This is a genomic window from Mycolicibacterium lutetiense (assembly GCF_017876775.1).
Taxonomy (GTDB): Bacteria; Actinomycetota; Actinomycetes; order Mycobacteriales; family Mycobacteriaceae; genus Mycobacterium; species Mycobacterium lutetiense.
The window spans coordinates 237,793-264,390 of the sequence record NZ_JAGIOP010000001.1; the positions used below are offsets into that span (position 1 = coordinate 237,793).

Genomic DNA, 26,598 nt, shown 5'->3' on the forward strand with positions numbered 1-26,598 from the left:
CGGCTAGACCCTTCCGTCGAGATGCTCGGCCAGGAACCGCTCGACAGCGTGGTACATGTCGATCTGGTTGTCGGGGTTGAGGAATCCGTGTCCCTCGTCCTCCTTGACCATGTACTCGACCTCGACGCCCCGCGTACGCAGCGCTTCGACGAGGTTGTCGGATTCGGCCTGCACCACGCGGGAGTCGTTGGCGCCCTGGATCACCAGTAGTGGCGTGCGGATCTGGTCCACCTTCGTGATGGGGGAGCGGGCCAGCATGTCGGCTTCCTGCACGGGATCGTTGTGGTCTCCCACGTACAGGTGCCAGTTGGTGGACAGGAAGGGCCGCGCCACATTCGGCAGTGTGCGCATGAAATTGGCCAGGCTGGAGATCCCGACGTAGTCGATCGCAGCGGCGAACACGTCCGGGGTGAACGTAACGCCGACGAGCGCGGCGTAACCGCCGTAGGAGCCGCCGAAGATGGCCACCTTGTCGCGGTCGGCGTAGCCCTGCTTGACGGCCCAGTCCACCGCATCGATCAGATCGTCGTGCATCTTGCCGGCGAACTCACCGATCGCAGCTTTGGTGAAGCCCTTGCCGTAGCCGGTGGAGCCGCGAAAGTTGACCTGCAGCACCGCATATCCACGGTTGGCCAGCATCTGCACGTCAGGCTGGAAGCCCCAGCAGTCCCGTGACCAGGGCCCACCGTGAACGAGCAGCACCATCGGCAGGTCGGTGGGCTCGATCCCGACGGGCAGGGTCAGATACGAGTGCAGCCGCAGTCCATCGCGTGCGGTGATCGTCACCGGGGACATCGGTGCAAGTGAATCTGAATTCAGATTCGGGTATGGCCGGAAAAGCATCCGGCTTTCGCCGGTGGCGTGGTCGTAGAAGTAGGTGACGGCGGGGTCGCGGTCGTGGGTGAAGTTGACCACCCATCGTTGCCCGCGGTCGTCCGAAGAGATGCCGCCCAGGTCGCCGTCGGACAGTTTGGTCAGATTTTCAAGTACGGCAGCGAAATTCGGGTCGAGGGCATGAATCACCTGACGTTCGCCGTAGTAGCGGGCACCGATCAGTTCTCCCGTGCTCCCGCTCAGGATCATCGGTGACGGCAGTACCATCTGGGCCGCCAGGTCGTAGGTCGGGTGACTGTCCACCTCGGTCTCGGCGCCGGTTGCGACGTCGATCCGGACCAGTCGTGTGCGGTCGGTGCCGGTGTTGGCGCCCAGCCAGATGCCGCTGCCGTCGGGGGTGATGGTGATCGGGAAGATGCCCAACGGGTAGTCGGTGCCGTCGTAGGTGGTGATGGTCCGCAAGCTGTGGGTCGCCGGATTCCATTGCGACAGTTCGACGTCACCGTCGCGCGTCAGCGTATTGGTGAACAGGTCACCGTTGGGCGCACACAACCAGGTGATGACGTTCCCGGGATTCTCCGCCAGCAGGGTGAGTTCTCCGCTGGCGATGTCGAGTTCGTACGCGTCGATCAGCTGGGGATCGCGATTGTTGGTCTGCACGATCGCTTTTCCGGGCCGGCCCTTGGTCAGGTCGAAACTCGCCCTGGCACCCGGAAACGGTGTGAGATCCACTGCGGCGGTGTCGGGGTGGTCCAGGTCGACGCGGAAGACGTGCCAGTTCTCGTCACCGCCGTTGTCCTGCATGTAGAGCAGCCATCGCGGATCGTCGGTCCATTCGTAGATGTAGACACTGCGGGTTTCGTCCGCGGTGACACAGCGTGGCGATGCATCGCCGTCGAGGTCCTGAACCCACACGTTGAGGCGGTTCTTCCACGGCGCCAGGTAGGCGATCTTGGTTCCGTCCGGTGAGATCTTTGCGGCTGCGCGCTCGGGTGGGTTGAAGAAGTCCTCTACCGAGATGAGTTCGGGCAACGCCATGACGCTCCTTTCGCGGGTGCGGACAAGCTCTTTCGGGCTCAGGATTCGACGGGTCCGCCCAATCGCCCGTTGGTGGCATCGCGGATCGCGCGGTCTATCAGGGCGAGTGCCTGCTCCTCGGTGACCTTCTTGCCTTCGACGATCACCGCGACGCTGACGTCCTCGTCGACGACGCGGAACGCCCCGGTGACAGCAGCCGCGCAGAGGCGAACGGTGAGGTCTGTTTCCGGCAGGCCCAGTCGCTCGGCGATCACCGGGATGAAGCCTTGCTCCATCCGGTCGTGCACCATGAGGTACGCGGTACGCAGGGCCGGCTCAGACATCGTCATGGTGGCGATCCGCATGGCGCTGATCTCGTCTTGCACGTCCTCGGCCGCCATCGGATGTGAAATCCCGTCGGTGGCAAGGTGTTCGGCCAGCGATACCTCATGCGGCCACCGGTTCAAAATGTCGATGAACCGGTCCGCGGACTTTTCCAGCACCGGTTCGACGCAGCGTTCCTTGGCGCGGAAGTAGCGCCAGATCGTGCGGGTGGAAAGCCCTGCGGCCGCGGCGATGTCGTCACCGCTGGTACCGGCGACCCCACGCTCCCAGAACAATGCGCACGCATGTCGTGACACTGCGAGACGCGCCTGATCCTGCTTCTCGCCCAACGCCCTCACCTCCAGAACTTGTCACTTAGTGACAGCTCCAATATGTCACTAAGTGACAGGGTCGTCAAGGTGCGCTGGTGAGCGCCGGTTTCGTTGTTGCTTTGCCTCTTCTAAGGCGTGGCTTTCCACATCTGGGCTGTGCTCGCTCGCTGAGAAGGACCCGGGCGTAGGAAGCGGTGAGCTCAGAAAGCCCAGCTGCCGGAGGGCTGCAGGACGAACCCGTGCTTGTGGTCGGCGTCGATACAGGAAACGAGGTTGTTCCCGCCGACGACGCAGGTGCTGTTGTGGCCCTCGAGTTTCTTGCCGACGGTGATCGGTTTAAACCTCGCCGAGGCGCAATCCCCATCCGGCCGTGAGATGACGTAGGGTGCGTCGCTCGGTCCGTCCTCTGGCTTGCGCACCTCAGGACAACCGGTACCTGTTACCGAATCGGCGATGCCGTCAATGTTGCCACCGCACACGACGGATCTATGAGGCCCGTAGTCGAGCAGGCAACTGATCCGTTCGGGACTGACGAACGCTGTTCCGCCCAAGTCGAAATCTTTTGGGTCGACGCCCGTAAATTCGTTCAGGTCGGGGAAACCTACTGGCGGAGAAGGTAACTCCGGTGGGCGAACATGCCGTAACCCCGAGAAGTGCGACGACCAAACACCGCGCAAGCCGCATCAGAACGCCCAGCTTCCCGACGGTCGCAGTACGAAGCCATGCTTCCCGTCGCCGTCGATGCATGCGGTTAATCTATCCTCACCGACCACGCACGCCGAGGTGTTGTTCGCGGTAAGTGTTAGCTTCTGACCGATGTTGAGAAGTGTGTCGGCCGGTGGTGGGCACCCCTTGACCGACTTCTCAAATCTGAAAGGTGCTGAGCGACTGTACTCTTCGTGGGTCTGCAGCACGACGGCACATTCGCCGTATTCCACGGGCAGTCCGGGTAGGGGTCCACTGCACCGTCTGACACCACCGATCATGCAGCTTAGACCGTCAGGTGTGCGAAAGAACGCGTACCCGTTGGCCCAGCGGTCTGGGCGCGAGAAGTCGAGGTTGGCCCACCCGAGCGACGCAGATTTCAGGTGGCCCGTCGTCCACCCCTCGACACGGGAGCGTGTCAGCATCTCGACTCGGTACTCCTACTTGGGCGGGTTCATCGTCTTGATTACGGCTTGAGCGTTGACCGAATCCGTTGCGTCGTAATAGCGCGCTGCCTGGGCGATGTTGTCGGCGAAGTGGAGCAGGTTGGCAGAACATTCGCTCATCACGTGATTGGTCGCCGCGGTGAGGGCGACCGTGGCCTTCGCCGACGGTTGATCCGCTGGAGGCTGCCATTCGTGAGTGAGTGAATCTCCGAGTTCGTCGCTGAACGCGGCTAGCTCTTCCGCAGCCCCTTTGAGTGCCGCGGTATCGACCCTCAACGGCCGCGTCACCCATTCACCCTAATGCGGCTCATGAGGGCAGATGCGCACCGATTTCGCTCTCGAAACCACAATCGGTTAGCCTCGCGAATTAACACCCGTCAAGGAGATTGTCATGGTCGATCCGCGCACACCTGTCATCGTCGGCGTCGGACAGTTCACCGAACGCATCGATCTTGACGGCTATCGCGGCATGTCCTCGGTCGAGCTGGCCACCGAGGCGGCCAGGGCAGCGCTGCACGATTGCGGGGCCGACGCCGCTGCTGTGGCGCAGGCGATCGACACGGTGGCGGGTACGCGGCAGTTCGAGATCTCCGGCCCACAGACGCCAACCCTGGGTGTGTCCGACAACTACCCGCGCTCGGTGGCGCGCAACGTCGGCGCCGCGCCGGCCCGCGCCATCCTCGAAGTGATCGGCGGCCAGAGCCCCCAGCACCTGGTCACCGAGTTCTCGGCGGCGATCGCGGCAGGCGAGGCCGAGGTGGTGCTGCTGTTCGGTTCGGAGAACACCTCGACGCTGCGCCACTTCTCCAAGCGTGACGACAAGCCGGATCACTCCGGGACCGTCGAAGGCCAGTTGGAGGACCGTGGCTACGGCTATGACGGCATCTTCGACGAGTACACGATCAAGCACGGGTTGATCGGTGCCCCGGTGCAGTACGGCCTGCTGGAGAACGCGCGTCGCGCCCGGCAGGGTCTGTCCGTCGCGGACTACCGGCAGGCGATGGCGGAGCTGTTTGCGCCGTTCTCGAAAGTGGCAGAGAAGAACCCGTATTCGTCTGCCCCGGTGGAGCGCTCGGCCGAGGAGTTGGCCACCGTCACCTCGAGCAACCGGATGATCTGCGACCCGTACCCGCGCATGATGGTGGCGCGCGACCAGGTCAATCAGGGTGCTGCCGTGCTGATGATGTCGGTCGAGACCGCCCGGAAACTCGATGTGCCCGAGGAGAAGTGGGTTTACCTGCGCGGGCACGCCGACATGAAAGAGATCAAGCTGCTGGAGCGCGCTGAACTCGGCTACAGCGATGCCGCGAACATCGCAGTGAACGAGGCGCTGCGGGTCGCAGACATCACCCTCGATGACGTCGCGGCGTTCGATCTGTACAGCTGCTTCCCGTTCCCGGTATTCAATATCTGCGACGGCACCGGTCTGGCACCCGACGATGAACGCGGTCTAACGCTCACCGGCGGTCTGCCCTTCTTCGGCGGCCCGGGGAACAACTACTCGATGCACTGTATCGCCGAGGCTGTCAATGAAATGCGCGACAAGCCAGGGCAGTTCGCTCTAGTCGGCGGCAACGGCGGTATCGCCAGCAAGTACTCGGTCGGTATCTACTCCACCGAGCCCGCCGATTGGGTGGCCGACGGCAGCGCCGCCTTGCAGGATGCGTTCAACGTTCAGGAGCGCGTGGTCATCGCCGAAAAGGCCGATGGCCCAGCCGCAATCGAGACCTACACCGTCCGTTATGACTGGACGCCGCGCACGGGCATCATCGTCGGACGCCTGGATGTCGATGGCAGCCGATTCCTGGCGACGACGACGGACGAGGCGCTGGTGGAGTTGCTCTCAGACGGCGAGCCGTTGGGCGCGTCGATCATCGTGCAATCTGGTGAGAAGCGGAACACCGCGACGCTGGCGTAACGCGGCTCTTTGGTCGCGGCACTGTGCCTGGAAACCTGGTACCGCATGCGATACCAGGTTTCGAGATCATATGTCGCCGAGAACATCCGACCTGCTCAGAAGAGCCTCGTGCGACTTTCACGCCCGCCATCTCAGAAGAACCTCGACCATTTAGGCCCCAGCACAAACCCGTGCCTGCCGATACGGCAGGCCGTTATGTGGCTGCCAACCCCGCAGACAAGGTCATCTTTCGGGTACCGCACCACGTGTTGGGCGGGCAGCAACGGAGGTGGAGTGGCCTGGGGATCATCCGGGTCGGTGAGCTGACGAATGGTGGCGGCAGACCGTCGTTCGGCGGCCACCAACCAGAGCCCCGGCCCCTTGTCCGGCCGAGGACCCCAGCATTGGATCCGCGCGTACTCGGGACCGAGATAGTCGTTGGAGTCACACGTCAGGCCGCTCGGCGTCCGGAAGCTGTAACCCGAATATCTCTGCCCGCCAGAGAAATAGGTGTCATGGTCAGCGGGGGTGTATCCGCTGAAATCGGGAAACCCCTTGCCGTCGCTGGGGCGGCCAGCGGGCGCGCAGGCGGCAAGAAACGCGATGAGGCAGACGACGAGGCGTCCAGCGGTGCGCACCCGCGTCAGCGTAACCGTGAGATCAACGCCATGGTCGTTCCGCTCGAACTTTTACGACCACAGCGTTGATTTCGGCGTGCCAGAAGCTAGTCCAGCGCGGCCAGCTTGCCCGCAAGCCGCTCGACGTACGCCGATACCTCGGCCTCGGACTTGTCCGGCAGCCCGAACAGAACCTCGGTGACGCCCAGTTCGCGCCAGTGGGCGAGCTTGTCGGCGTCCGGCTTGAAGTCCAGCGCGACGATCTGCGGTGCCCCGTCGCGTCCGGCGGCGGCCCAGGTGTCTTGCAGCAGCTTGACGGGCTCGTCGATGTTGAAGTCGCGGGGAGTGGTGATCCAGCCGTCGGCCGACTTGGCGATCCACTTGAAGTTCTTCTCGTTGCCGGCCGCGCCGACCAGGATCGGGATGTGCGACTGCACGGGCTTGGGCCAGGCCCAGGACGGTCCGAAGTTCACGAATTCGCCGTCATAGGAGGCTTCTTCCTCGGTCCACAGTGCGCGCATGGCTTCCAGGTACTCGCGCAGCATGGTGCGGCGGCGGCCCGGGGGGACCTTGTGGTCGGCGAGTTCGTCAGTGTTCCAACCGAATCCGACGCCCAGCGACACGCGTCCGCCGGACAGGTGGTCGAGGGTGGCGATCGATTTGGCCAGGGTGATCGGGTCGTGTTCGACCGGCAATGCGACGGCCGTCGACAACCGCACCCGCGACGTCACCGCGCAGGCGGTGCCCAGCGATACCCACGGATCGAGGGTGCGCATGTAGCGGTCGTCGGGCAGGAACTCGTCACCGGTGGTCGGGTGAGCCGCCTCGCGCTTGATCGGGATGTGGGTGTGTTCGGGAACGTAGAACGTCGTGAAGCCGTGATCGTCGGCGAGTTTGGCGGCCTTGGCCGGGGCGATGCCGCGGTCACTGGTGAAGAGAACAAGCCCATAGTCCATACGCAGAATTAGAACGTGTTTCAGTCGCAGTAGCAAGACGCACCGTCTCGTTAGGCGAGTCGGGTCGGAGAAAACTTCATCGCGAGCGATACCCGCGACGGGGCTTCACCAGTTTGCTGGGATCATCGGCATGACGACTGAACGCATCGCCGACCACGTCAAGTTCGCGTACTGGGTGCCCAATGTCAGTGGCGGTCTGGTCACCAGCGACATCGAACAGCGCACCGACTGGAACTACGAGTACAACAAGAAGCTCGCGCAGACGGCGGAGAACAACGGCTTCGAGTACGCCCTGTCGCAGGTTCGCTATGAGGCGAGCTACGGTGCGGAGTACCAGCACGAATCGACCAGCTTCAGCCTCGCCCTGTTATTGGCCACCGAACGACTCAAGGTCATCGCCGCCGTGCATCCGGGACTGTGGCAACCCGCCGTGTTGGCCAAGCTCGGCGCCACTGCCGATCATCTGTCAGGTGGGCGGTTCGCGGTCAACGTCGTGTCCGGTTGGTTCAAGGACGAGTTCACGCACCTGGGTGAACCGTGGCTCGAACATGACGAGCGCTACCGCCGCAGCGCGGAGTTCCTCCAGGTCTTGCGCAAGATCTGGACCGAGGACGACGTCGATTTCCGCGGTGACTTCTACCGGATCCACGATTTCACTCTCAAGCCCAAGCCGCTGAACACGCCGGAGCGTCCCAATCCCGAGTTGTTCCAGGGCGGTAACTCCACGGCGGCCCGCCGCAACGGCGGCCGTTACGCCGACTGGTACTTCTCCAACGGCAAAGACTTCGAGGGCTTCACCGAACAGGTCGTCGAGGTACGTCATCACGCCCGCAACGCTGACCGAGCGGTGAAGTTCGGTCTCAACTCGTTCATCATCGCCCGCGACACAGAAAGGGAGGCGAAGGAAGTCCTCAGAGAAATCGTGGCCAAAGCGAACAAACCCGCCGTCGAAGGCTTCCGAAGCGCGGTGCAGCAGGCCGGCAAGTCCACCGGGGACAAGAAGGGCATGTGGGCCGATTCCAGTTTCGAGGACCTGGTGCAGTACAACGACGGCTTCCGCACCCAGTTGATCGGCACACCCGAGCAGATCGCCGAACGCATCGCCGCCTACCGCAAACGTGGCGCGGACCTGATCCTCGGCGGGTTCCTGCATTTCCAGGAGGAAATCGAGTACTTCGGCGCCAACGTGTTGCCACTGGTCCGCGAAATCGAGGCAGCCGAAACGGATTCCGCCGAGACACCCGTTCTGGTATCGGCTTGAGACCGCTCTGACACCAAGCACGCGCGCCCGGCACACAGTCGGGTGCGCTAGCGTGGAAGATCGAATCGCTCACGTGGTCGGTATTCATGCCTGCGTGAACACACGTCGCGAAGCTTGATAGCACAGGAGAGGTCATGACCTACCCGCCCAGTAACCCCGGATACCCGCCGCAATCGGGTTCGCAGTTCGATGCAACCCAGCAGTTCGCCAAGGCGGTTCCCGCTCCGGCGGCCCCGCCCGCCGCCCCGGCCGCGTCAGAGCCCGGTGAGAACAAGCTGCCCGAGATCCTGCTGGGCGTGGTGGCCGTCACCGGCCTGCTCATCTACTTCGTGAGCTTCGCCTTCGAGGTCCAGGCCGTGATCGGTTCGCTGATCATCGTGGTCCCGCTGTTGGCCGGCCTCCTGGCCGGCGTCGGCGTTCTGCCGAAGCAGAAGAGCCGTGTTGCGCCGGCAGCAGTGCTGTCCACCCTCGGGTTGCTGCTGTCCATCACCCTCTCGGTAGCTGCAGGTGGAGACGCCGATTGGACGATCTGGGTTCTCCTTGTGCTCACGCTGGTCCAGGCCGGTGCCGGTATCGCCGCACTTCTGTTCGACGCCGGAATCCTCACCCCTCCGGCGCCCAAGCCGCAGTTCGACCAGCAGCCCCAGTACGGCCAGTACGGTGGCCCGTCGCAGTACTACGGGCAGCAGCACCAGCCGCAGCACGGTGGCCAGTCCTACCAGCAGGCTCAGCCGCAGCAGCCCGGCTACCCGTCGCAGTACGGCGGCTACGCCGGTGGTCAGAACACCGGTGGTTTCCCGGTGCAGCCCCCGCAGGGGCAGCAGCCGAGCGGCCCGCCGACGCCTCCGACCGGCTACCCCACCTATGGCCAGCCGCAGCATTCGGGCTCCCAGGCGCCCTCTGCCGGCCCGGCACAGCAGCCGCCTTCACAGCAATCTGGCCCTGCGCCGTCGTAAGCTGATCGGCGCGTGCGCTTCCCGCGTACGCGCCGATCATTGCGAGGAGCAGCCCACCAAGTGAGTAACCGGCCAGTCGGCACCCGCCAGGCACGTGAGTTGCTTCGGGTCGCGTTCGGGCCGTCCGTCGTCGCGCTGGTGGTCATCGCCGCGGTTGTGTTGTTGCAGCTGCTGATCGCCAACAGCGACATGACGGGCGCGCTAGGGGCGACCGCCAGCATGTGGCTGGGCGTGCATCAGGTGCCGGTCTCGATCGGCGGCCGCGAGCTCGGTGTGATGCCGCTGCTGCCGGTGATGGCGATGATCTGGGGCACCGCCCGCACGACGGCCGCGGCCACCGCCCCGAATTCCTCTTGGTTCGTCACCCGCTGGGTCGTCGCCTCGGCGCTGGGCGGGCCCATTCTGATAGCGGCCATCCTGCTGGCTGTCATCCATGACGCCGCCTCGGTGATCAGCGAACTGCAGACCCCCAGTGCCTTGCGCGCGTTCTTCAGCGTGCTGGTCGTGCATGCGATCGGCGCGTTGATCGGCGTCGGTTCGAAGGTCGGTCGACGCACGTTGGCGGCCCTGCCGCTCCCGGACTGGCTGCCCGATGCGTTTCGCGCCGCAGCCGCCGGTGTCCTCGCCCTGTTCGGGCTTTCCGGCGTGGTGACGGCGGCCTCCCTGGTGGTGCATTGGGGCACGATGCACGACCTGTTCGCGATTACCGACAGTCTGTTCGGCCAGTTCAGCCTCACTTTGTTGTCGATCCTCTATATCCCCAACGTGATCGTGGGGGCCTCGGCGATCGCGGTCGGATCCAGTGCCCATGTCGGGCTGGCCGCGTTCAGTTCGTTCACCGTGTTCGGCGGCGACATCCCTGCGGTGCCGGTGCTGGCCGCGGTGCCGACGCCGCCGCTGGGCCCGATCTGGGTGGCGCTCCTGATCGTGGGGGCGGCCTCGGCAGTGGCGGTAGGTCAGCAATGTGCACGACGTCCGCTCCCGATCGGGGCGGCCACCGGGAAGTTGGTGGTGGCATCGGCGCTGGCCGCGGTGACGATGGCGCTGGCCGGATTCGCCGGTGGCGGCCGGTTGGGGAATTTCGGGTCCGTCGGAGTCGATCAGGCGACCTTCGGGCCAGCGGTTTTCCTGTGGTTCGTCGGGATCGGCGGGCTGACGGTGGCGATGTCCGGCGGCCTGACCCGCAAGCCGCGGCCCGCGGCCCCGCCCCCGCCCCCACCTGCGCCCGAGCCCGAGCCCGAGCCCGAACTCGACGTCATCGAGGACGACGTCGAGTATGTCGAGGCAGAGCCCGAGCTCGAACCCGACGAACCGCTGGTGTCGTGGTCGGCCGAGGAGCCCGGCGACGAGCCGGAGAGCCCGCAGGACGAGTACGAGGACTACGACGACGTGCAGGAAACCGTCTACGAACCCGGCCCTCGGAGCTATGAAGACCTCGATGACGATCCCGAGGACCACTTCATCGTCGACGACATCCCCGACGACCCGGCGACCGGCGCCAACCCCCGCCGTGCGGACGACTAGGCTGCTGCGCGTGCAGCAACCGTTACAAGTGCCCCCGAGTGCACCGGCACGGCTGGTAGTGCTGGCCTCGGGGACAGGGTCGCTGCTCGCCTCGCTACTGGCCGCCGCTGTCGACGACTATCCGGCGCGGGTGGTCGCGGTCGGAACCGACCGCAAATGTGCCGCGGTGGACATCGCGGCAGAGGCGGGGGTGCCGTCCTACACCGTGCGGCTGGGCGACTATGACGATCGAGACGCCTGGGATGCGGCGCTCACCGAAGCCACCGCCGAACACGAGCCGGACCTGGTGGTCTCGGCCGGGTTCATGAAAATTCTGGGCGGCCAATTTCTTTCCCGCTTCCCGGGCCGGGTGGTCAACACGCATCCGGCGTTGCTGCCCGCGTTCCCCGGGGCGCACGCGGTGCCCGAGGCGTTGGCGTACGGCGTGCGGGTGACGGGCTGCACCGTGCATCTCGTGGACTCCGGGATGGATACCGGGCCGATTCTGGCCCAGCAGGCCGTCGAGGTGCTCGATGATGACACCGAAGAGACTTTGCATGAGCGCATCAAGGTGGTCGAACGACGACTGCTGGTGGATGTGCTGGCCGCGCTGGCAACCCGCGGCGTGACCTGGACTGGACGAAAGGCGACCATAGGGTGAGCGAGAAGAAACCGATCCGGCGAGCGCTGGTCAGTGTCTATGACAAGACCGGCCTGGCTGATCTGGCCCGTGGCCTGCACGAGGCGGGCGTGGCCATCGTCTCCACCGGGTCGACCGCCAAAACCATTGCCGCCGCGGGTGTTCCCGTCACCCCGGTGGAAGAGGTGACGGGTTTCCCCGAGGTGCTCGACGGCCGGGTCAAGACGCTGCATCCGCGCGTGCACGCCGGCTTGCTGGCCGACACCCGCAAGCCCGAACATGTTGCGGCCCTGCAGGAGCTCAAGGTCGAGGCGTTCGAGCTCGTGGTGGTGAACCTGTACCCGTTCTCCGAGACTGTCGAGTCCGGTGCATCGGTGGACGAGTGTGTCGAGCAGATCGACATCGGCGGACCGTCGATGGTGCGTGCGGCCGCCAAGAATCATCCGAGTGTGGCCGTGGTGGTGGACCCGCTGGGCTATGACGGTGTGCTGGCCGCGGTCCGCGCCGGTGGCTTCACCCTCGGCGAGCGGAAGAAGCTGGCGTCGTTGGCATTCCGGCACACCGCCGAGTACGACGTCGCAGTCGCCGGCTGGATGGGTTCGACCCTGGCGCCGGAGGAGCCCGCGCAGCCGCTGCCGGCCTGGTTCGCCGGCACCTGGCATCGCAGCGCGGTGCTGCGCTACGGCGAGAACCCGCATCAGCAGGCCGCGGTGTACCGCGACGATTCCGCGTGGCCCGGACTGGCCCAGGCCGAGCAGCTGCACGGCAAGGAGATGTCGTACAACAACTACACCGACGCCGACGCGGCGTGGCGGGCGGCGTTCGACCACGAAGAGATCTGCGTGGCGATCATCAAGCACGCCAACCCGTGTGGCATCGCGATCTCCTCGGAGTCGGTTGCCGACGCGCACCGCAAGGCCCACGAGTGCGATCCGTTGAGCGCGTTCGGCGGCGTCATCGCCTCCAACACCGAGGTCAGTGTCGAGATGGCCGAGACGGTCGCCGACATCTTCACCGAGGTCATCATCGCCCCGGCATATGAGGCCGGTGCGGTGGAAATCCTGGCGCGCAAGAAGAACATCCGCATCCTGGTGGCGTCCGAGCCACTGGTCGGCGGCATCGAACTCCGCCAGATCAGTGGCGGGGTGCTGCTGCAGCAGCGCGACGCACTCGACGCCGAGGGCGACAATCCGGCCAACTGGACGCTGGCGACCGGTGAGCCGGCCGACCCGCAGACGTTGAGCGAGCTGGTGTTCGCCTGGCGGGCCTGCCGCGCGGTGAAGTCCAACGCGATCGTCGTCGTCAAGGACGGCGCCACGGTGGGCGTCGGTATGGGACAGGTGAATCGCGTCGACGCGGCCGGACTGGCCGTGCAGCGTGCCGGCGACCGGGTGGTTGGCGCCGTCGCGGCCTCCGATGCCTTCTTCCCGTTCCCCGACGGCTTGGAGACGCTGACGAACGCGGGCGTAAAGGCCATCGTGCATCCGGGCGGATCGGTGCGCGACGGCGAGGTCACCGCAGCTGCCGAGGCCGCGGGCATCACGCTGTACCTCACCGGCGCAAGGCATTTCGCGCACTAGTTTTCTGCTGCTCTGGCTGCAGCTGCAGCTGCAGCTGCTGTGGCGGCGGCCCTTGCCATTGCTGCTGCGGCGCCGCCGTTTTCTACCTGAGGGCTGTGGTTCGCGTGGAATTGCGACCCCAGGGTAGAAAATGGCGCACTGCGGCCGCGGTGGTTTGCGCCGGTTTCTACTCCTGGGCTGTGACGGCCTCACGATCACGACCCAGAGGTAGAAAACGGTGAAGCACCACGCCGGGCAAACGCCTCTCGGACCCGGTGCAGGATGAAAGCCCTGCTGTGTTCGACCACGACGCGGATGTCTATCCAGCCCTCACGTTCGATGAGCTCGTTGCGGCCGATGTCGTGCACCACCCGCGGGCGGTCCGTGGCGTGGTGTTTACCTTCGTAGTCCAGGCCCACCTTGACGTCGTCGTAGCCCATGTCGATGAACGCCTCGTTGAAGCCGTCGGTCACCCGGATCTGCGTACGCGGGGGCCGATAGCCCGCGTCGATGAGAAGCAGCCGCAACCAGGTCTCTCGCGGAGATTGCCCACCGGCATCCATCAAGTCGAGTGCTGTTCGGGCGCTTGGTATTCCACGTAGTCCGCGATATCGGGCAGCCAGTTCGAGCACTTGCCCGGCGTCCACGCCGGTGGCGATCGCCATCGCGTCGAGGTGGGCGACCGCCTGGTCACGGGGAAGAAAGCGCGCGAGATCGAGCGCCGTGCGTAGCGGTGTGGTGACGTTGAGATCGCTGATGCGGCAAATCTCGTCGGGCCTGATGCGTTCCTCGCGCACGATGATGCCGGGCCGGCGACGCCCGTGCTTCGTGATCAGTTCGACCGGGGCATCATCGTCAACCCATTGCGCGCCGTGCAGGGCAGCGGCTGCCCGGCCGGCGATGACCCCGCGACGTGCCGTCCACAGCCATGCGGCCACGGTGTTCGCCTTGAGGGTTGGGACGGCCTGCTTCGGCAAGTAGATGCGTGGATGAGCCGCGGCGTATCTCCAACGCAGTTGGCCCCTGCTGAGGCTGCCCGCTGCGAGCGCTTCCGGTCCGATGAATGGGATGCTCATGGACCCCGACGATCGGCAGCGGTACCGACGGATTGACGGCGCCCACATACGTCTTCGTTGCGGCTGTGGATGAACCGTGCGCTGTGGATGAGCGCCGCTTTCTACACCAGGGTCGCGAAACTTCGCGATCACAGCCCAGGCGTAGAAAACGGCGCAAAGGCAAAGCGGTGGCAAAGGCGAGGCGACGCCAGCTACGCGCTCGCCTCGTCCTCGGCCTCGGTTGTCGCATAGGCGATGAAGGAGGCGATCTCGTCAACCGCGTGGCGGGCATCGGGGTTGATGTCGAAACTCAGCTGGAACATGTGCATTGCCTTGTCCCACACCTGAACCCACACCGGGACGCCGCAGGCCTGAAGTTTGTCGGCCAACGCGAAGGTGTCGTTGAGCAGCATCTCGTGGGTGCCGACCTGGAGCAGGAATGGCCCGAGCCCGTGCAGGTCTGCTTCTGGCGGCATCACCGGTGTGGGCCGGGTGCCGTTGACCGTGGCGAACACGTCATAGATGAACTTCACGGTCATGAACGGGAACAGCACGTCTCGGTGCTCTTGCAGGGCACGGTATTTGAGATCCATGTCGGACGAGGTCAGTGGCGAGAGCAGGACCTGCCCGGCCGGCACCGGCAGCCCAGCGTCACGCGCTGCCAGGGCGGTGTCGGCGGCCATCAATCCGCCGGCTGAATCGCCGGCCAGCACAATCCGATCAGGTGCGAAGCCGAGTGAAAGGGCCAGTCGGTAGCCGTCGAGCCCGTCGGCGACGGCGTCGTCGATGTCGGCCTGCGGGGCCAGTCGGTAGCCGACGTTGAGCACGCGCGCCCCGGTAGCGGCGGACAGTTTCGACACGAAGCGCCGGTGTGAGTTCAGGCCGAGGGTCACCAGCGCCGAGCCGTGCAGGTAGACGATCACCCGATCGGAGTCGCGGGCCTCGGGGGCGATCACCCATTCGGCCGGGCAGTTGGGCAGCGCCACCGGCGTCACCTCGGTGCCGGGCAGCGGCTTGATGAACCGCAAGGGCCGGTCGATGACGTCGAGGCGTGCGCGCTGCAGCAGTGCGGGGGCGACGCGGTTGATGCCCAGTCCGATCAGGGTCAGCAGCCCCAGCAATGGGCGGACGAAAATCGCAGTGGTCCAGCCGAGTGCTCTGGACTGCAGAGATGCGGGGCCGAAGTGCACGGTGGCCGGCCGGCTACGCCAATCGAGCGAATTCACGATACCGAGGGTACCGGGTACCTCGCGCCGGAGAGTCGGCCGGCCCGCCGACCGTCAGATGAAGCCGAAGCCGGGGAAGCCGTAGAACTCTTCCTCGCCCGGGTACACCGGGGGCGTCGCGTCGATCTGGACGTTGCCCTCGGAGGCACAGTCGGTGGTCTGCCCACCGGCGATTGAGCTTCCGCCGGTCACCTCGCAGTGCGGCAGGAGCGAAGGATCCGCGGCGGCGGTCGGCGCGGCCAGAATCGCGGCCGCGACGCCGAACCCTGCGGCACCGATGACCATGAGGTTACGCATGTGCGACATGGCGACTAGTCCTTTCGTCCGGGTTGACGCTGCGTCGACCCTGCACGCGATATTGTCGCGCAAGTTATGGTTGCGGCAAACGATAGACCATCGCTCGCAACCTGATCCGACGATCGAGGAGCTCCATGAAACTTGTCACGCGTTCACGTAGCTGGGCCGTAGCGGTGCTGGGGGCGGGCGCGGTGCTCCTCGGCACATCGGCAACGGCGTCCGCCGAACCGCCGAACTGCACCACTGCCGACGTCACCGCGGTGATGGCAGGTGTTGCGACGAATATCAGCGGCTACTTGTTCACTCATCCCGACGTCAACGCGTTCTTCACCGGGCTGCAAGGCCAGGGCAAGAAGACGACCGCGGACAAGACGAAGGCGTACCTCAACGACAATCCGCAGGTGCGCGACGAGCTCAACGCGATCCGCGCACCAGCGATTGATCTGCGCAATCGCTGCAATATTCCGCTCGAAGCCGAAATCTCCGGCGTGATCTAGACCGGTCACCTCGACCCGACGGGTCGAATCGGTTGGGGCCGGCCACCGTGGTGGCCGGCTCCTTTCGTCTGTGTCCGGCGCCGGAGGCACTCAGGGCAGGGCGATGGTGGCCTGGGACTCGATGGCCTTGTTGACCTCGGTGAGCACGCCCTTGTCGCGTTCGGGTGCGTCGGCGTTGATCTGCAGCACGTAAACCGCGCCGGGTGCCTGGATCACGATGGAGGTCTGGGTGATCGCGCGGCGCTGTTCGCCCTTGGCGTAGGTGCCGCTCAGGTGGACCGAGGGGAACCCGCCGATCTCTGCGCGGGTCACCTCACCGTTCGGCTTGTAGTCCGCCAGGTTCTGCAGCTCGCTGGGGGCGTACTCCAGCAGCTTGCCGGCATCGACGTCACCGGTCAGCTTGGAGATCAGTGAGATGACCGACGGCGGATCCGTCGGGTTGGCCGGGTCGTTGATCATCGCCGAGTAGGCCCACGCCGGTGTGCGGGTGCCGGCGTCGATCCATCCGGGCGGAGTCGGCCAGTTGAACACCGGCGCGCCCGGATCGCCGCGATGGACCGGCGTTTCGATGGCGCCGCTCTGCTTGATGTAGTCGGCGATGGTGAAGGCGTGGGCAGGCTTGGCCGGGCTCGTGGTCTCGCCGGAGGTATCCGTGGCGATCGCCGACGTGGTTTCGCCGCCGCCGTTGGTCTCCTCGCCTCCCGAGGTGACCGCGAACATGATGCCGCCGACGAGCAGGAGGACTCCGCCGATCGCGGCCGCGGCGAGGACGAGCTTGCGCCGGTTGTCCGGCTGCTGCGGAATCGGGTTGCGCGGCAGCGGGGGCGGTCCGAAGTTGGTCTGTGGCGGCCCGACTGGTCCAGGCGGCCCTGACGGACCGCTGAGCCCCTGCATGCCGCCCGCCGGATTGCTCGCCACGGGTTTGTGGGACGAAGTCTCGTTACCTGTCCACGATGAGGTGAACACCGGCGGTTCCGACGGGGGTGCTTGCCGGGGATTTGACGGCGGGAGCGGTGACGGCGGGAGCGGTGGCGTCGGCGGCGGGTTCACCGGTTTCGGGATGATCAGCGGGGTGGTGGGCGGCGCCGGCTCGTGAGGCCGTGCCGGGGTGCGCACCTCGGGGGTGGTTCCGGTGGCTGCCTCTGCCAGTGCGACGGCGAAGTCGTGGCACGTGTCGTAGCGGTCCTTGGCGTCCTTGGACAGCGCCTTGGCCATCACCGAGTCGAACACGGCCAGTTCGGGTTTCGTATCACCGAGCTTTGGTGGCGGGGAGTTCAGGTGGTGGCTGATCACGACGGCCGGGTTGCTGTGCGCGAACGGTGGGGTGCCGGTGAACAGGCGGTAGGCGGTGGCGGCCAGGGAGTATTGGTCGGCCCGGCCGTCGAGCGGCTGCCCCATCAGCTGTTCGGGTGCGGTGTAGGACATCGAGCCCACCGTGATGTTGGTCGAGGTGAGCCCGTTGACCTCGTCGGCGCGGCGTGCGATACCGAAGTCGGTCAGCATGATGCGGCGCTTACCGCCCTGCTTGCTGGTGACCAGGATGTTGGCCGGCTTGACGTCGCGGTGCCACAGGTTGCGCTGATGCGCGTAGTCCAGCGCGTCGCCGACGGCGGTGACGATCTCGATGACGTCCTCGGCCGGCATGCCCTTGGGGAACTGGTCGTGCAGCAGCTTGGCGGCGTCGTGCCCTTCGACGTAGTCCATCGAGATCCACAACCGGTCCTCGAACTCGCCGCGGTCGTGCACGCCGACGATGTGCGGATGCCACAGCGTGGCCGCCATGTCGGCCTCGCGGATGAACCGCTGCCGGAATTCGTTGTCCGAGCTGACGCTGATGGGCAGCACTTTGAGAGCGTCCTCGCGGGGTAACCGCGGATGGGAGGCCAAATAGACCTCGCCCATACCACCAGTGCCCACCAACCGGACGATGGTGAACCCTGCGAATTCTTGACCGCTAGCCAACGGCATGGAGCGCAGACTACCGGTAGCCACGCTCGGGCAACGACTATGCCGGGGGTGTGGCTTGCGCGCGCCGGGTGCTAGTTCTGCCGGGTGGCGATGTGCGCGGGCGGGTTCAGTCGTAGCGTGGAGTGGTGACCCAACCCAAGGATCTGCCTCGTACCGTCGGTGAGCTGCGCGCCTCCGGCCATCGTGAGCGGGGCGTCAAAGCCGAAATTCGGGAGAACCTGCTGTCCGCACTGGCCGAACGCCGCGACGTGTGGCCGGGCATTCTCGGGTTCGAGGACACCGTGATCCCGCAATTGGAGCGGGCTTTGATCGCCGGGCACGACGTGGTGCTTCTCGGTGAGCGTGGCCAGGGCAAGACGCGGCTGTTGCGGGCGTTGACGGGGCTGCTCGACGAGTGGACGCCGGTGATCGCCGGGTCGGAGTTGGGCGAGCATCCGTACAGCCCGATCACGCCGGAGTCGATCCGCCGGGCCGCCGATTCCGGCGACGATCTGCCGATCGAGTGGCGACACCGCAGTGAGCGCTATACCGAGAAGCTGGCCACCCCCGACACCAGCGTGGCCGATCTCGTCGGCGACATCGATCCGATCAAGGTGGCCGAAGGGCGCAGCCTGGGCGACCCGGAAACGATCGCCTACGGGCTGATCCCGCGGGCACACCGCGGCATCGTGGCCGTCAACGAGCTGCCGGACCTGGCCGAGCGGATCCAGGTGTCGATGCTCAACGTGATGGAGGAGCGTGACATTCAGGTCCGCGGCTACACGTTGCGGCTGCCGCTCGACGTCCTCGTCGTCGCGAGCGCCAATCCCGAGGACTACACGAACCGCGGCCGGATCATCACCCCGCTCAAGGACAGGTTCGGCGCGGAGATCCGCACGCACTACCCGTTGGAGATCGACGACGAGGTCGGGGTGATCCGCCAGGAAGCCCAGTTGGCCGCGGAGGTCCCGGAGTACCTGATCGGTGTGCTGGCCCGGTTTGCCCGCAATCTGCGTGAATCGAGCTCGATCGATCAGCGTTCCGGTGTGTCGGCCCGGTTCGCGATCGCTGCCGCCGAGACGGTGGCGGCCTCGGCGCGGCACCGCTCCGCCATTCTCGGTGAGGACGATCCGGTGGCTCGGGTGGTTGATCTGGCCACTGTGGTCGACGTGCTGCGCGGCAAGTTGGAGTTCGAGAGCGGCGAGGAGGGACGTGAGCAGGCGGTACTGGAGCATCTGCTGCGACGTGCCACCGCCGACACCGCACAACGACTGCTGGGCGGCATCGATGTCGCCCCGTTGGTGGCCGCGGTCGAGGAGGGTTCTCCGGTGACCACCGGCGAGCGGGTATCGGCCAAGGACGTCCTGGCCGCGCTGCCGGATCTGGCCGTGGTCGACGCGCTCGCCGCCCGGGTGGGCGCGGTGTCGGTCGGTCAGCGGGCCGCGGCCGTCGAATTGGCCTTGGAGGCGCTGTATCTGGCCAAGCGTGTGGACAAGGTGACGGGGGAGGGCGAGACGGTCTATGGCTGATCCCGGTCGGGCTCACGGGCACACCTCGCGGTATTCGCGGTACACCGGAGGCCCCGACCCGCTGGCACCGCCGATCGATCTGCGCGACGCGCTCGAGCAGATCGGTCAGAACGTCATGGAGGGCAGCTCGCCGCGCCGCGCCCTCTCTGAGCTGATGCGTCGCGGCACCGAGGGGATGCGCGGCACCGACCGGCTGGCGGCCGAGGCCAACCGGAAACGCCGGGAATTGTTGCAGCGGCACAACCTTGACGGCACGTTGCAGGAGATCAAGAAGCTGCTCGACGAGGCCGTGCTGGCCGAGCGCAAGGAGCTGGCCCGTGCCCTCGACGACGATGCTCGGTTCGGCGAACTGCAGATGGAGGCGCTCTCGCCGTCCCCGGCCAAGGCCGTGCAGGAGCTGGCCGACTACGACTGGCGCAGCCCCGAGGCGCGGCAGAAGTACGAGCAGATCAAGGATCTGCTGGGCCGCGAGATGCTGGATCAGCGTTTCGCCGGGATGAAGGAGGCGTTGGAGAACGCCACCGACGAGGACCGGCAGCGGGTCAACGACATGCTCGATGACCTCAACGAGCTGCTGGACAAGCACGCCCAGGGGAATGACTCGCCTGAGGACTTCCAGAATTTCATGGACAAGCACGGCGAATTCTTCCCGGAGGGCCCGCAGAACATCGACGAGCTGCTGGACTCGTTGGCCAAGCGGGCGGCTGCCGCGCAGCGGTTCCGCAACAGCCTGTCGGCCGAGCAGCGTGCCGAGCTGGATTCCCTGGCGCAGCAGGCTTTTGGTTCGCCATCGTTGATGAATGCGCTGGATCGACTCGACTCGCACCTGCAGGCCGCCCGACCCGGCGAGGACTGGACCGGTTCGGAACGATTCTCCGGTGGCGACCCGCTGGGCATGGGCGAGGGGGCCCAGGCGCTGTCCGACATCGCCGAGTTGGAGCAGCTGGCCGACGCGTTGTCGCAGAGCTACTCCGGGGCGTCGATGGACGACGTCGACCTCGAGTCGTTGGCCCGCCAGCTCGGCGACGACGCCGCGATCGACGCCCGCACCCTGTCCGAGCTGGAGAAGGCCCTGGTCAATCAGGGTTTCATCGACCGCGGCTCCGACGGGCAGTGGCGGCTGTCGCCCAAGGCCATGCGTCAGCTCGGCCAGACCGCATTGCGTGATGTGGCGCAACAGCTTTCGGGTCGACATGGGGAGCGGGACACCCGTCGGGCCGGCGCGGCCGGGGAGTTGACCGGGGCGACCCGGCCCTGGCAGTTCGGCGATACCGAGCCGTGGAATGTCACCCGCACGGTCACCAATGCGGTGCTGCGCCAGGCCGGTACCGGGATCGTCGAGCGGCCCATCCGGTTCGCGGTCGAGGATGTGGAGATCTCCGAAACCGAGACCCGCACCCAGGCCTGCGTGGCGTTGTTGGTGGACACCTCGTTCTCGATGGTGATGGAGAACCGCTGGCTGCCGATGAAGCGCACGGCACTGGCGCTCAACCACCTTGTGAGCACCCGGTTCCGATCAGATGAGTTGCAGATCATCGCCTTTGGCCGGTATGCCCGCACGGTGACCGCGGGTGAGTTGACCGGGCTAGAGGGCGTGTACGAGCAGGGCACCAACCTGCACCACGCGCTGGCCCTGGCGACGCGGCATCTGCGTCGTCATCCCAATGCGCAGCCGGTGGTGCTCGTGGTGACCGACGGTGAGCCCACCGCGCATCTGGAAGATTTCGGGGATGGGGAGGGGTCTTCCGTGTTTTTCGACTACCCCCCGCACCCGCGCACCATTGCCCACACCGTGCGGGGTTTTGACGAGGTGGCCCGCCTCGGCGCGCAGGTGACGATCTTCCGGCTGGGCTCCGACCCCGGCCTGGCCCGCTTCATCGATCAGGTGGCCCGTCGTGTGCAGGGCCGGGTGGTGGTGCCCGACCTCGATGGTCTGGGCGCCGCCGTCGTCGGCGACTACCTGCACTCGCGTCGGCGGTAGTGCGCCCCGAGCGCGACGCACACGTCGTTTGACCGGGCCGCCGACGACGTCTGCGTCGCACTCGGCTCTGAAGCGGGCTCGCGTAGTGTCTGGAACCGATGGGGGTCTCAAAGTGTGGTGCCGGTGTAGTCCTGGTGACGGCCGGGCTGATCCTCAGCGGATGCACCCAGATGACGGATGGCACCGTGACGGCCGGGTTCGATCGGCCTGACGGGTTGTCGGACGCCGCGTCGGGAGAGTCCGGATACAAGGTCCAAACCTGCGAGCAGTTGCACTCGGATGCCTGGATCGAGGTTCCCGGGATCGGATCCGACCAGCCGAGGGTGCGTGTGGCGCAACCGCCGGGATGGGTGCCCGCACCTGAGTTCGCCAAGGGCCCAGTCAAATTGGTGCTGCGCAATGAATCCCTCAGCGACGGAGTTTCGAATCCGGCCGTCTCGGTGTCGATCGGAGATGCGACGGATGGGGACCGGTCGCCCGAGGACCTGCTGACTGAGACCATCAAGGGCTTCCAAGCTGTCGGCGCCGAGAACATCACCCAGGTGCCGTCCGAGATCTGTGGATTCCCGGCGTTGATGGTCAACTACACGACCCCGCCCGACGACCAGATCAGCAAGACAAGCTACGTGACCGCCGTGTCGGTGATGGTGCCGCTCGGAGCGAAGTTCTGGAACATTGTGGCGCTGGCACAGAGCACGGCGCCCAATAACCCCACCTTCATGGCTGACGCGCAGGTGATGCTGGCGGGGTTGCGGATCGCGATGCCGCGCTGATCCAGGCGGCCTAGGAATTGCGCGGCCCGGGTGGATTTCGGGCCAATTCTTCTATCGGCACCCGACGACCGAAGTTAATTGCGTTTGCAAGGGTGTAGCTGTCGGGTCCAATTCATTTGAAAATGAAATCAATTGGCGGTGCTCCGAGTATTCGGTTGCCAGTGATATGCATTGTGTTCGTGATCCTTCAAGATCAATTCCGAACCGTGAGCTACCCGCCTGAACTGGGGTGATCGGTCGCAAGGTCGGCAATCGGCCACTGATTCCGTTACGACGATATTGTGCCGCTACATTCGGAGGCGCTCCGGCGGGATTGTGGCGACTTCGGCTGCGGTATTGGTTAGTCATTGATGGGTTGATATCGGTTGCAGGAGGGCAAGTCGAGCCTTAGCATTCACAGGAGTTTCTAAGTCGCCGCCGGAGCAGGAGCGGATTCTCGGAAACGGCCGTTCGTCCTCTAGATAAGGGGCTAGCTACATGGCTGTACGTCCGCTTGTCACCACTGCTGCTGCAGTCCTGAGTGCAGGCGCGATAGTTGCCGCGACTCCGGCCCTGTTCGTCCCTCGTGATCAGATCACCGTCGCCGCCCCGACTGCCGCGATCGCCCCGGCCACGTTGACCCAGGAGCAGATCAATCTGCTCGCACTGTCGTTGCAGGGGGCGTGGCAATCATTCACCCAGGGTTATGGCGGTCTCTGGTTCCCGGGCCAACGCCCCAAGCCCGCCGCGGCAATCGACCAGGGCGGGTTTCTCTTCGACGCGAACGACACCCCGCTCTACAACGCAGACGGGACCCGCGCCACGACGGCCGATCTCGAACCGGGCGCTCAGTACTACAACGTGAACAACCAGCCCGTCTACGAGCTCGACGCGGACGGCCAGATCGCCCTGGAGGACGATCCCGGCAATTGCGCCGCCCCCGGAGCCGTATGCCAAAAGGGCTTCACCGGTCTGGCGTACTACCTCAGCGACAACATCTTGCCTCTGGGCGATGTGGACAACATCTTCTTCGAGGGCGGCTTCACCGAGCTGGCCCATCAAGCCATCCGCACGGTTGCTCTGGTCATCGATGCGGTCGATCCGACCGGCCGGCTGGATCTGACCAAGCGCGTCGATGATTTCTTCGAGGGTGGTGCCACGCAACTCGTCGGCAACCTGCTGCTCGACAACCTTCCTCAGGACGGCTATGCCTACGGCCTGACCAACTCCTTCTTCTTCGGTTACGGCACCAACTCCGGCATCTACGCCGCGTTCACCTACGTGGTGGACGCCATCGTGCAGGGCACGCCGACACCCAACCCGAACCTGATCAATCCGCTCGACTCCGGCCCGTCCACCTTCTCGACACAGGAGCAGAGCAACAGCGACACCATGGTGCTGGCCCAGAAGGCGACCGACCCGACCTCCACCAGCCTGCCGGGGCCCGCGTCGCTGCTGAAGCTGTCGACGCAGTCGCCGTTCAAGAATCTGGTGAAGTTGCCTTTCAAAGCACCCGCTGTCGACGAGAGCAACCTCGTCAAAAATCTTGACGTGATCGAACAGGACGTGGACCAGGGCATCGGGAACCCGGTCGAAGGTGGTACCGGCGCCATCCCTCTGGGCATCAAGCTGCCGGCGGCGCCGGAAGCCCCGACGTTCGAGGCCCCTGAGGCCCCCAAGATTCCCGAGTTCAAGGCACCGGAGTTGAAGTTGCCTGAGTTCAAGGAGCCTGAGGTCAAGCTGCCCGAGGTGAAGGTTCCCGAGGTCAAGCTGCCGGAGATCAAGGTGCCGCAGCCGAAGGCGCCCGAGGTCACGGTGCCCGAGGTGAAGCCCGACATCACGCCCAAGATCAGGATCACGGTCAAGGACAAAGAACCCGCGACGGAAGACGGGCCGGCGACGGGTACCGACACCAAGAACGGCAACAAGTCCACCCCACCCATCCTCTTCGGCGACGGCAAGCCGAAAGGGGAGTCCAACGGCAGCAAGTTCCTGAAGAAGCTGGGCGAGGCCGTCAAGAATGCCACCGGCTCCGATCATGACAAGGGAACCGACAGCGGCGACAAGTAGACAACTGCCCGCATGATTCCCCGTGCGGGCATCATGCGCCCGGCCTAGGGCCACGAGTGGTTGCGCGAGTGTGCCGGGTCGGTACATCCGGTGGATACGCCACGGATTCCGTAGGCGATAACCCGCATATTTGTGCCCGCTAGTGCCTCGGCGACGGTATTCGAAGGTAGCTGGATGTGAGTCGTTCGGGAACGTCGCGTTCGGCATCGAAATATTTTTCGGACTCGTCCCGCAAAGAACCGCGTTGCGGCGGGGCATCAGGGGCTCCGGTCTCGCATAGAGAGAGGTTGCGGGAGGTGGTGACGGGAATTACCCTTCTCAAGGACTTTTAAGTTAGTACCTATATGCCAGGACGGATTCTCAGGAATCCGTCCTGCGCTCGAGATAAGGGGCCTCACCCGCATGGCAGTCCGTCCACTCGTCACCACTGGGGTGGCACTGCTCAGCGCCGGCGCGATTGTTGCCGGAACCCCGGGACTGTTCGTTCCCCGCGACGAGATCACGGTGGCATCGTCCGCTTCGGACGCTCCTGCGCACCGGACCATGACGGCGGAGCAGATCAACCTCGTCGCGCTCTCGCTCGACGGCCTGTTGAATTCATTCAACAACGGCTACGGTGCGCAGTACTACCAGGGCACGGTCACCGCTACTGCCTACGTCAAGAACAGCGAGGGCAAGCTGGTCCGGGCTACCTACGACGAGGACGGCACCGACGTCCTCTACGACGAGGACGGCTACCAACTCTACGGCGCAGATGTCGACGGCTATCTCGTGCCCGTTACGACTGCCAACCTCGACGCAGACGGCAAACCCGTCCAGTTCTACTGGGGCAACGGCAATGCCGCCTGGGAGCATGACCCCGGCAACTGCTCCGCAACCGGCGCGGTGTGCCATGACGGGTTCACCGGTCTGGCCTATTACCTCAGCGACAACATCCTTCCGCTGAACATCCTCGACAACATCTTCTTCGAGGCCGGCGCCAGCGAGTTCGCCTATCTCGGTGCAGTGATCGGCAGCTCGATCGTCGACGGATTCGACCCGACTCAACGCCTCCAGCTGTCGAAGCGGGTGGATGAATTCTTCGCCGGCGGCGCCGCTTACGTGGCCTACAGCATTATCAACGACAACCTGCCGGACAACGCGGTCGGCGAATGGGCCAAGGGGCTCAACGGCACCTTCTACGTCGATGGCATCCCGGGCGTCGTCAACTACATGGTTGAAACCGTGAAAATGCTGATCGCCGGGCCGGAACCCGAGGAAACCAACAGCCTCAACCTGCCGTCGACGCCGGAAGACGCTGAAGCAAAATCGGAAACCGCGTCGGACATCAGCTCCACGAGCCTGCCGAACGTCAGCAAGCTGCTGAACCTGCCGACGAACGTCGAGTCGCCATTCCAGAAGCTTGTGGAGAAACTCGAAGCGCCTGCCGAGCCCAAGCTCGTCAAGACTCTCGACCTCAAGACACTCGACCTCAAGACCGAGGACATCACGGTCGACAAGACCGCCGAGGACGTCACCGAGGCAGCTACACCCATCGTCGAGGTCTCGAAGCCCGAGACCCCGGAAGTCGTGGCGCCCAAGCTTCCTGAGCTCAAGCTGCCCGAGACCAAGCTCCCGGAAATCAAGCTCCCGGAAATCAAGCTGCCGCAACACGAGATCGAGTCCGTGGACGCCGACGCCGATGAGGCCGCGACTTCGCCGGAGTCCGGTACCGCGAGCACCTCTGGCACAGAGGCCAAGTCCACCTCCGAGACCAAGTCCACCTCCGAGACCAAGTCCACCTCCGAGACCAAGTCCACCTCCGAGACCAAGCCGACGACCGAGACCAAGTCCACCACCGGCACCTCGCTGGTCCGCGACAGCCTGGTGGCCAAGCCCGAGCGCAAGTCCACCGAGCGCAAGAAGTCTGCCGGTGAGAAGTTCGTCGAGAACGCCACGAAGAATCTGGAGAAGGCGTTCAAGGCAACGCCCAAGACCAAGGCGGGGGCGGACTCGCACGAGAAGGCCAAGGACGCCAAAGGCGATGCCGACTCCGGCGACAAGGACAAAGGCAAGAGCGCCGACAAGTAGCACCTGACTCATACGACGGCCCCCTCCAAAACGGAGGGGGCCGTTGTATTTTCGCGTGCATGGGCGGCCCTGTGAGTGACCTGTGAGTTCTCATGATGATGTGCCGAACGGCAAGTGAACAACATCG

The 26,598-nt window shown here is 65.2% G+C and carries 22 protein-coding genes; 12 read left to right on the forward strand and 10 right to left on the reverse strand.

All coding sequences use genetic code 11. The annotated features are described in order from the left end of the window. Positions 1-3: 3 nt before the first annotated feature. From JOF57_RS01175 to JOF57_RS01190, 4 genes are all read right to left on the reverse strand, one after another. Positions 4-1,872, reverse strand: a complete 1,869-nt coding sequence (locus JOF57_RS01175; RefSeq protein ID WP_209912828.1) for a S9 family peptidase — start codon at positions 1,870-1,872, stop codon at positions 4-6. A gap of 38 nt (positions 1,873-1,910) precedes the next feature. Further along, on the reverse strand, positions 1,911-2,534 hold the full coding sequence (locus JOF57_RS01180; RefSeq protein ID WP_456094034.1) for a TetR/AcrR family transcriptional regulator: 624 nt from the start codon (positions 2,532-2,534) through the stop codon (positions 1,911-1,913). A 173-nt stretch (positions 2,535-2,707) separates the two neighbouring features. Beyond that, positions 2,708-3,058: a hypothetical protein gene (locus JOF57_RS01185; RefSeq protein ID WP_209912834.1), complete on the reverse strand. Its 351-nt coding sequence runs from the start codon at positions 3,056-3,058 to the stop codon at positions 2,708-2,710. 594 nt (positions 3,059-3,652) lie between these two features. Next, positions 3,653-3,946, reverse strand: coding sequence for a hypothetical protein (locus JOF57_RS01190; protein ID WP_209912837.1), 294 nt, complete (start codon positions 3,944-3,946; stop codon positions 3,653-3,655). A 103-nt stretch (positions 3,947-4,049) separates the two neighbouring features. On the opposite strand from JOF57_RS01190, the gene JOF57_RS01195 reads away from it, so the two are divergent. Further along, positions 4,050-5,576 carry an acetyl-CoA acetyltransferase gene (locus JOF57_RS01195; RefSeq protein WP_209912839.1) on the forward strand — a complete coding sequence of 509 codons (1,527 nt, stop codon included), beginning with the start codon at positions 4,050-4,052 and terminating at the stop codon, positions 5,574-5,576. A gap of 131 nt (positions 5,577-5,707) precedes the next feature. On the opposite strand, the gene JOF57_RS01200 is transcribed toward JOF57_RS01195, so the two are convergent. After that, on the reverse strand, positions 5,708-6,193 hold the full coding sequence (locus tag JOF57_RS01200; protein WP_209912841.1) for a hypothetical protein: 486 nt from the start codon (positions 6,191-6,193) through the stop codon (positions 5,708-5,710). An 86-nt stretch (positions 6,194-6,279) separates the two neighbouring features. Next, positions 6,280-7,128: an LLM class F420-dependent oxidoreductase gene (locus JOF57_RS01205; RefSeq protein WP_209912844.1), complete on the reverse strand. Its 849-nt coding sequence runs from the start codon at positions 7,126-7,128 to the stop codon at positions 6,280-6,282. A gap of 130 nt (positions 7,129-7,258) precedes the next feature. Between JOF57_RS01205 and sfnG the strand changes: the two genes are divergently transcribed. From sfnG to purH, 5 genes are all read left to right on the forward strand, one after another. Beyond that, positions 7,259-8,389, forward strand: coding sequence for a dimethylsulfone monooxygenase SfnG (sfnG, locus tag JOF57_RS01210; RefSeq protein WP_209912846.1), 1,131 nt, complete (start codon positions 7,259-7,261; stop codon positions 8,387-8,389). A 134-nt stretch (positions 8,390-8,523) separates the two neighbouring features. Then, on the forward strand, positions 8,524-9,345 hold the full coding sequence (locus tag JOF57_RS01215; RefSeq protein WP_209912849.1) for a DUF5336 domain-containing protein: 822 nt from the start codon (positions 8,524-8,526) through the stop codon (positions 9,343-9,345). A 60-nt stretch (positions 9,346-9,405) separates the two neighbouring features. Then, on the forward strand, positions 9,406-10,869 hold the full coding sequence (locus JOF57_RS01220; protein WP_209912852.1) for a cell division protein PerM: 1,464 nt from the start codon (positions 9,406-9,408) through the stop codon (positions 10,867-10,869). Further along, positions 10,784-11,509 (forward strand): phosphoribosylglycinamide formyltransferase, encoded by a 726-nt coding sequence (gene purN, locus JOF57_RS01225; protein WP_407666526.1) that lies wholly within the window; start codon positions 10,784-10,786, stop codon positions 11,507-11,509. Before JOF57_RS01220 ends, purN begins: the two co-directional genes overlap by 86 nt. Then, complete coding sequence (purH, locus tag JOF57_RS01230; RefSeq protein ID WP_209912857.1) at positions 11,506-13,068, forward strand: bifunctional phosphoribosylaminoimidazolecarboxamide formyltransferase/IMP cyclohydrolase; 1,563 nt, start codon at positions 11,506-11,508, stop codon at positions 13,066-13,068. Before purN ends, purH begins: the two co-directional genes overlap by 4 nt. 194 nt (positions 13,069-13,262) lie before the next feature. On the opposite strand, the gene JOF57_RS01235 is transcribed toward purH, so the two are convergent. The 3 genes from JOF57_RS01235 to JOF57_RS01245 form a co-directional block, all read right to left on the reverse strand. After that, positions 13,263-14,123, reverse strand: a complete 861-nt coding sequence (locus tag JOF57_RS01235; RefSeq protein WP_209912860.1) for a type IV toxin-antitoxin system AbiEi family antitoxin — start codon at positions 14,121-14,123, stop codon at positions 13,263-13,265. 191 nt (positions 14,124-14,314) lie between these two features. Next, positions 14,315-15,328, reverse strand: coding sequence for an alpha/beta hydrolase (locus tag JOF57_RS01240; RefSeq protein ID WP_209912862.1), 1,014 nt, complete (start codon positions 15,326-15,328; stop codon positions 14,315-14,317). 54 nt (positions 15,329-15,382) lie between these two features. Continuing rightward, positions 15,383-15,634, reverse strand: a complete 252-nt coding sequence (locus JOF57_RS01245; protein WP_209912864.1) for a hypothetical protein — start codon at positions 15,632-15,634, stop codon at positions 15,383-15,385. A 125-nt stretch (positions 15,635-15,759) separates the two neighbouring features. Between JOF57_RS01245 and JOF57_RS01250 the strand changes: the two genes are divergently transcribed. After that, the gene (locus JOF57_RS01250) at positions 15,760-16,122 is read left to right on the forward strand and encodes a heme-binding protein (RefSeq protein ID WP_209912868.1); all 363 of its coding nucleotides are present in this window, start codon (positions 15,760-15,762) and stop codon (positions 16,120-16,122) included. Positions 16,123-16,212: 90 nt separating this feature from the next. Here the strand turns inward: JOF57_RS01250 and JOF57_RS01255 are convergent, their stop codons facing one another. Next, positions 16,213-18,090 (reverse strand): LpqN/LpqT family lipoprotein, encoded by a 1,878-nt coding sequence (locus JOF57_RS01255; RefSeq protein ID WP_209912870.1) that lies wholly within the window; start codon positions 18,088-18,090, stop codon positions 16,213-16,215. A 125-nt stretch (positions 18,091-18,215) separates the two neighbouring features. Between JOF57_RS01255 and JOF57_RS01260 the strand changes: the two genes are divergently transcribed. From JOF57_RS01260 to JOF57_RS01280, 5 genes are all read left to right on the forward strand, one after another. Next, a complete protein-coding gene (locus tag JOF57_RS01260; protein WP_209912873.1) occupies positions 18,216-19,598 on the forward strand; it encodes a sigma 54-interacting transcriptional regulator in 1,383 nt (460 codons plus the stop codon). Continuing rightward, positions 19,591-21,579 carry a vWA domain-containing protein gene (locus JOF57_RS01265; RefSeq protein ID WP_209912875.1) on the forward strand — a complete coding sequence of 663 codons (1,989 nt, stop codon included), beginning with the start codon at positions 19,591-19,593 and terminating at the stop codon, positions 21,577-21,579. Before JOF57_RS01260 ends, JOF57_RS01265 begins: the two co-directional genes overlap by 8 nt. 98 nt (positions 21,580-21,677) lie before the next feature. After that, positions 21,678-22,352 (forward strand): hypothetical protein, encoded by a 675-nt coding sequence (locus JOF57_RS01270; protein WP_209912878.1) that lies wholly within the window; start codon positions 21,678-21,680, stop codon positions 22,350-22,352. 477 nt (positions 22,353-22,829) lie between these two features. Beyond that, complete coding sequence (locus JOF57_RS01275) at positions 22,830-24,401, forward strand: hypothetical protein (RefSeq protein ID WP_209912880.1); 1,572 nt, start codon at positions 22,830-22,832, stop codon at positions 24,399-24,401. Positions 24,402-24,803: 402 nt separating this feature from the next. Continuing rightward, positions 24,804-26,471: a hypothetical protein gene (locus tag JOF57_RS01280; RefSeq protein WP_209912883.1), complete on the forward strand. Its 1,668-nt coding sequence runs from the start codon at positions 24,804-24,806 to the stop codon at positions 26,469-26,471. Positions 26,472-26,598 lie beyond the last annotated feature (127 nt).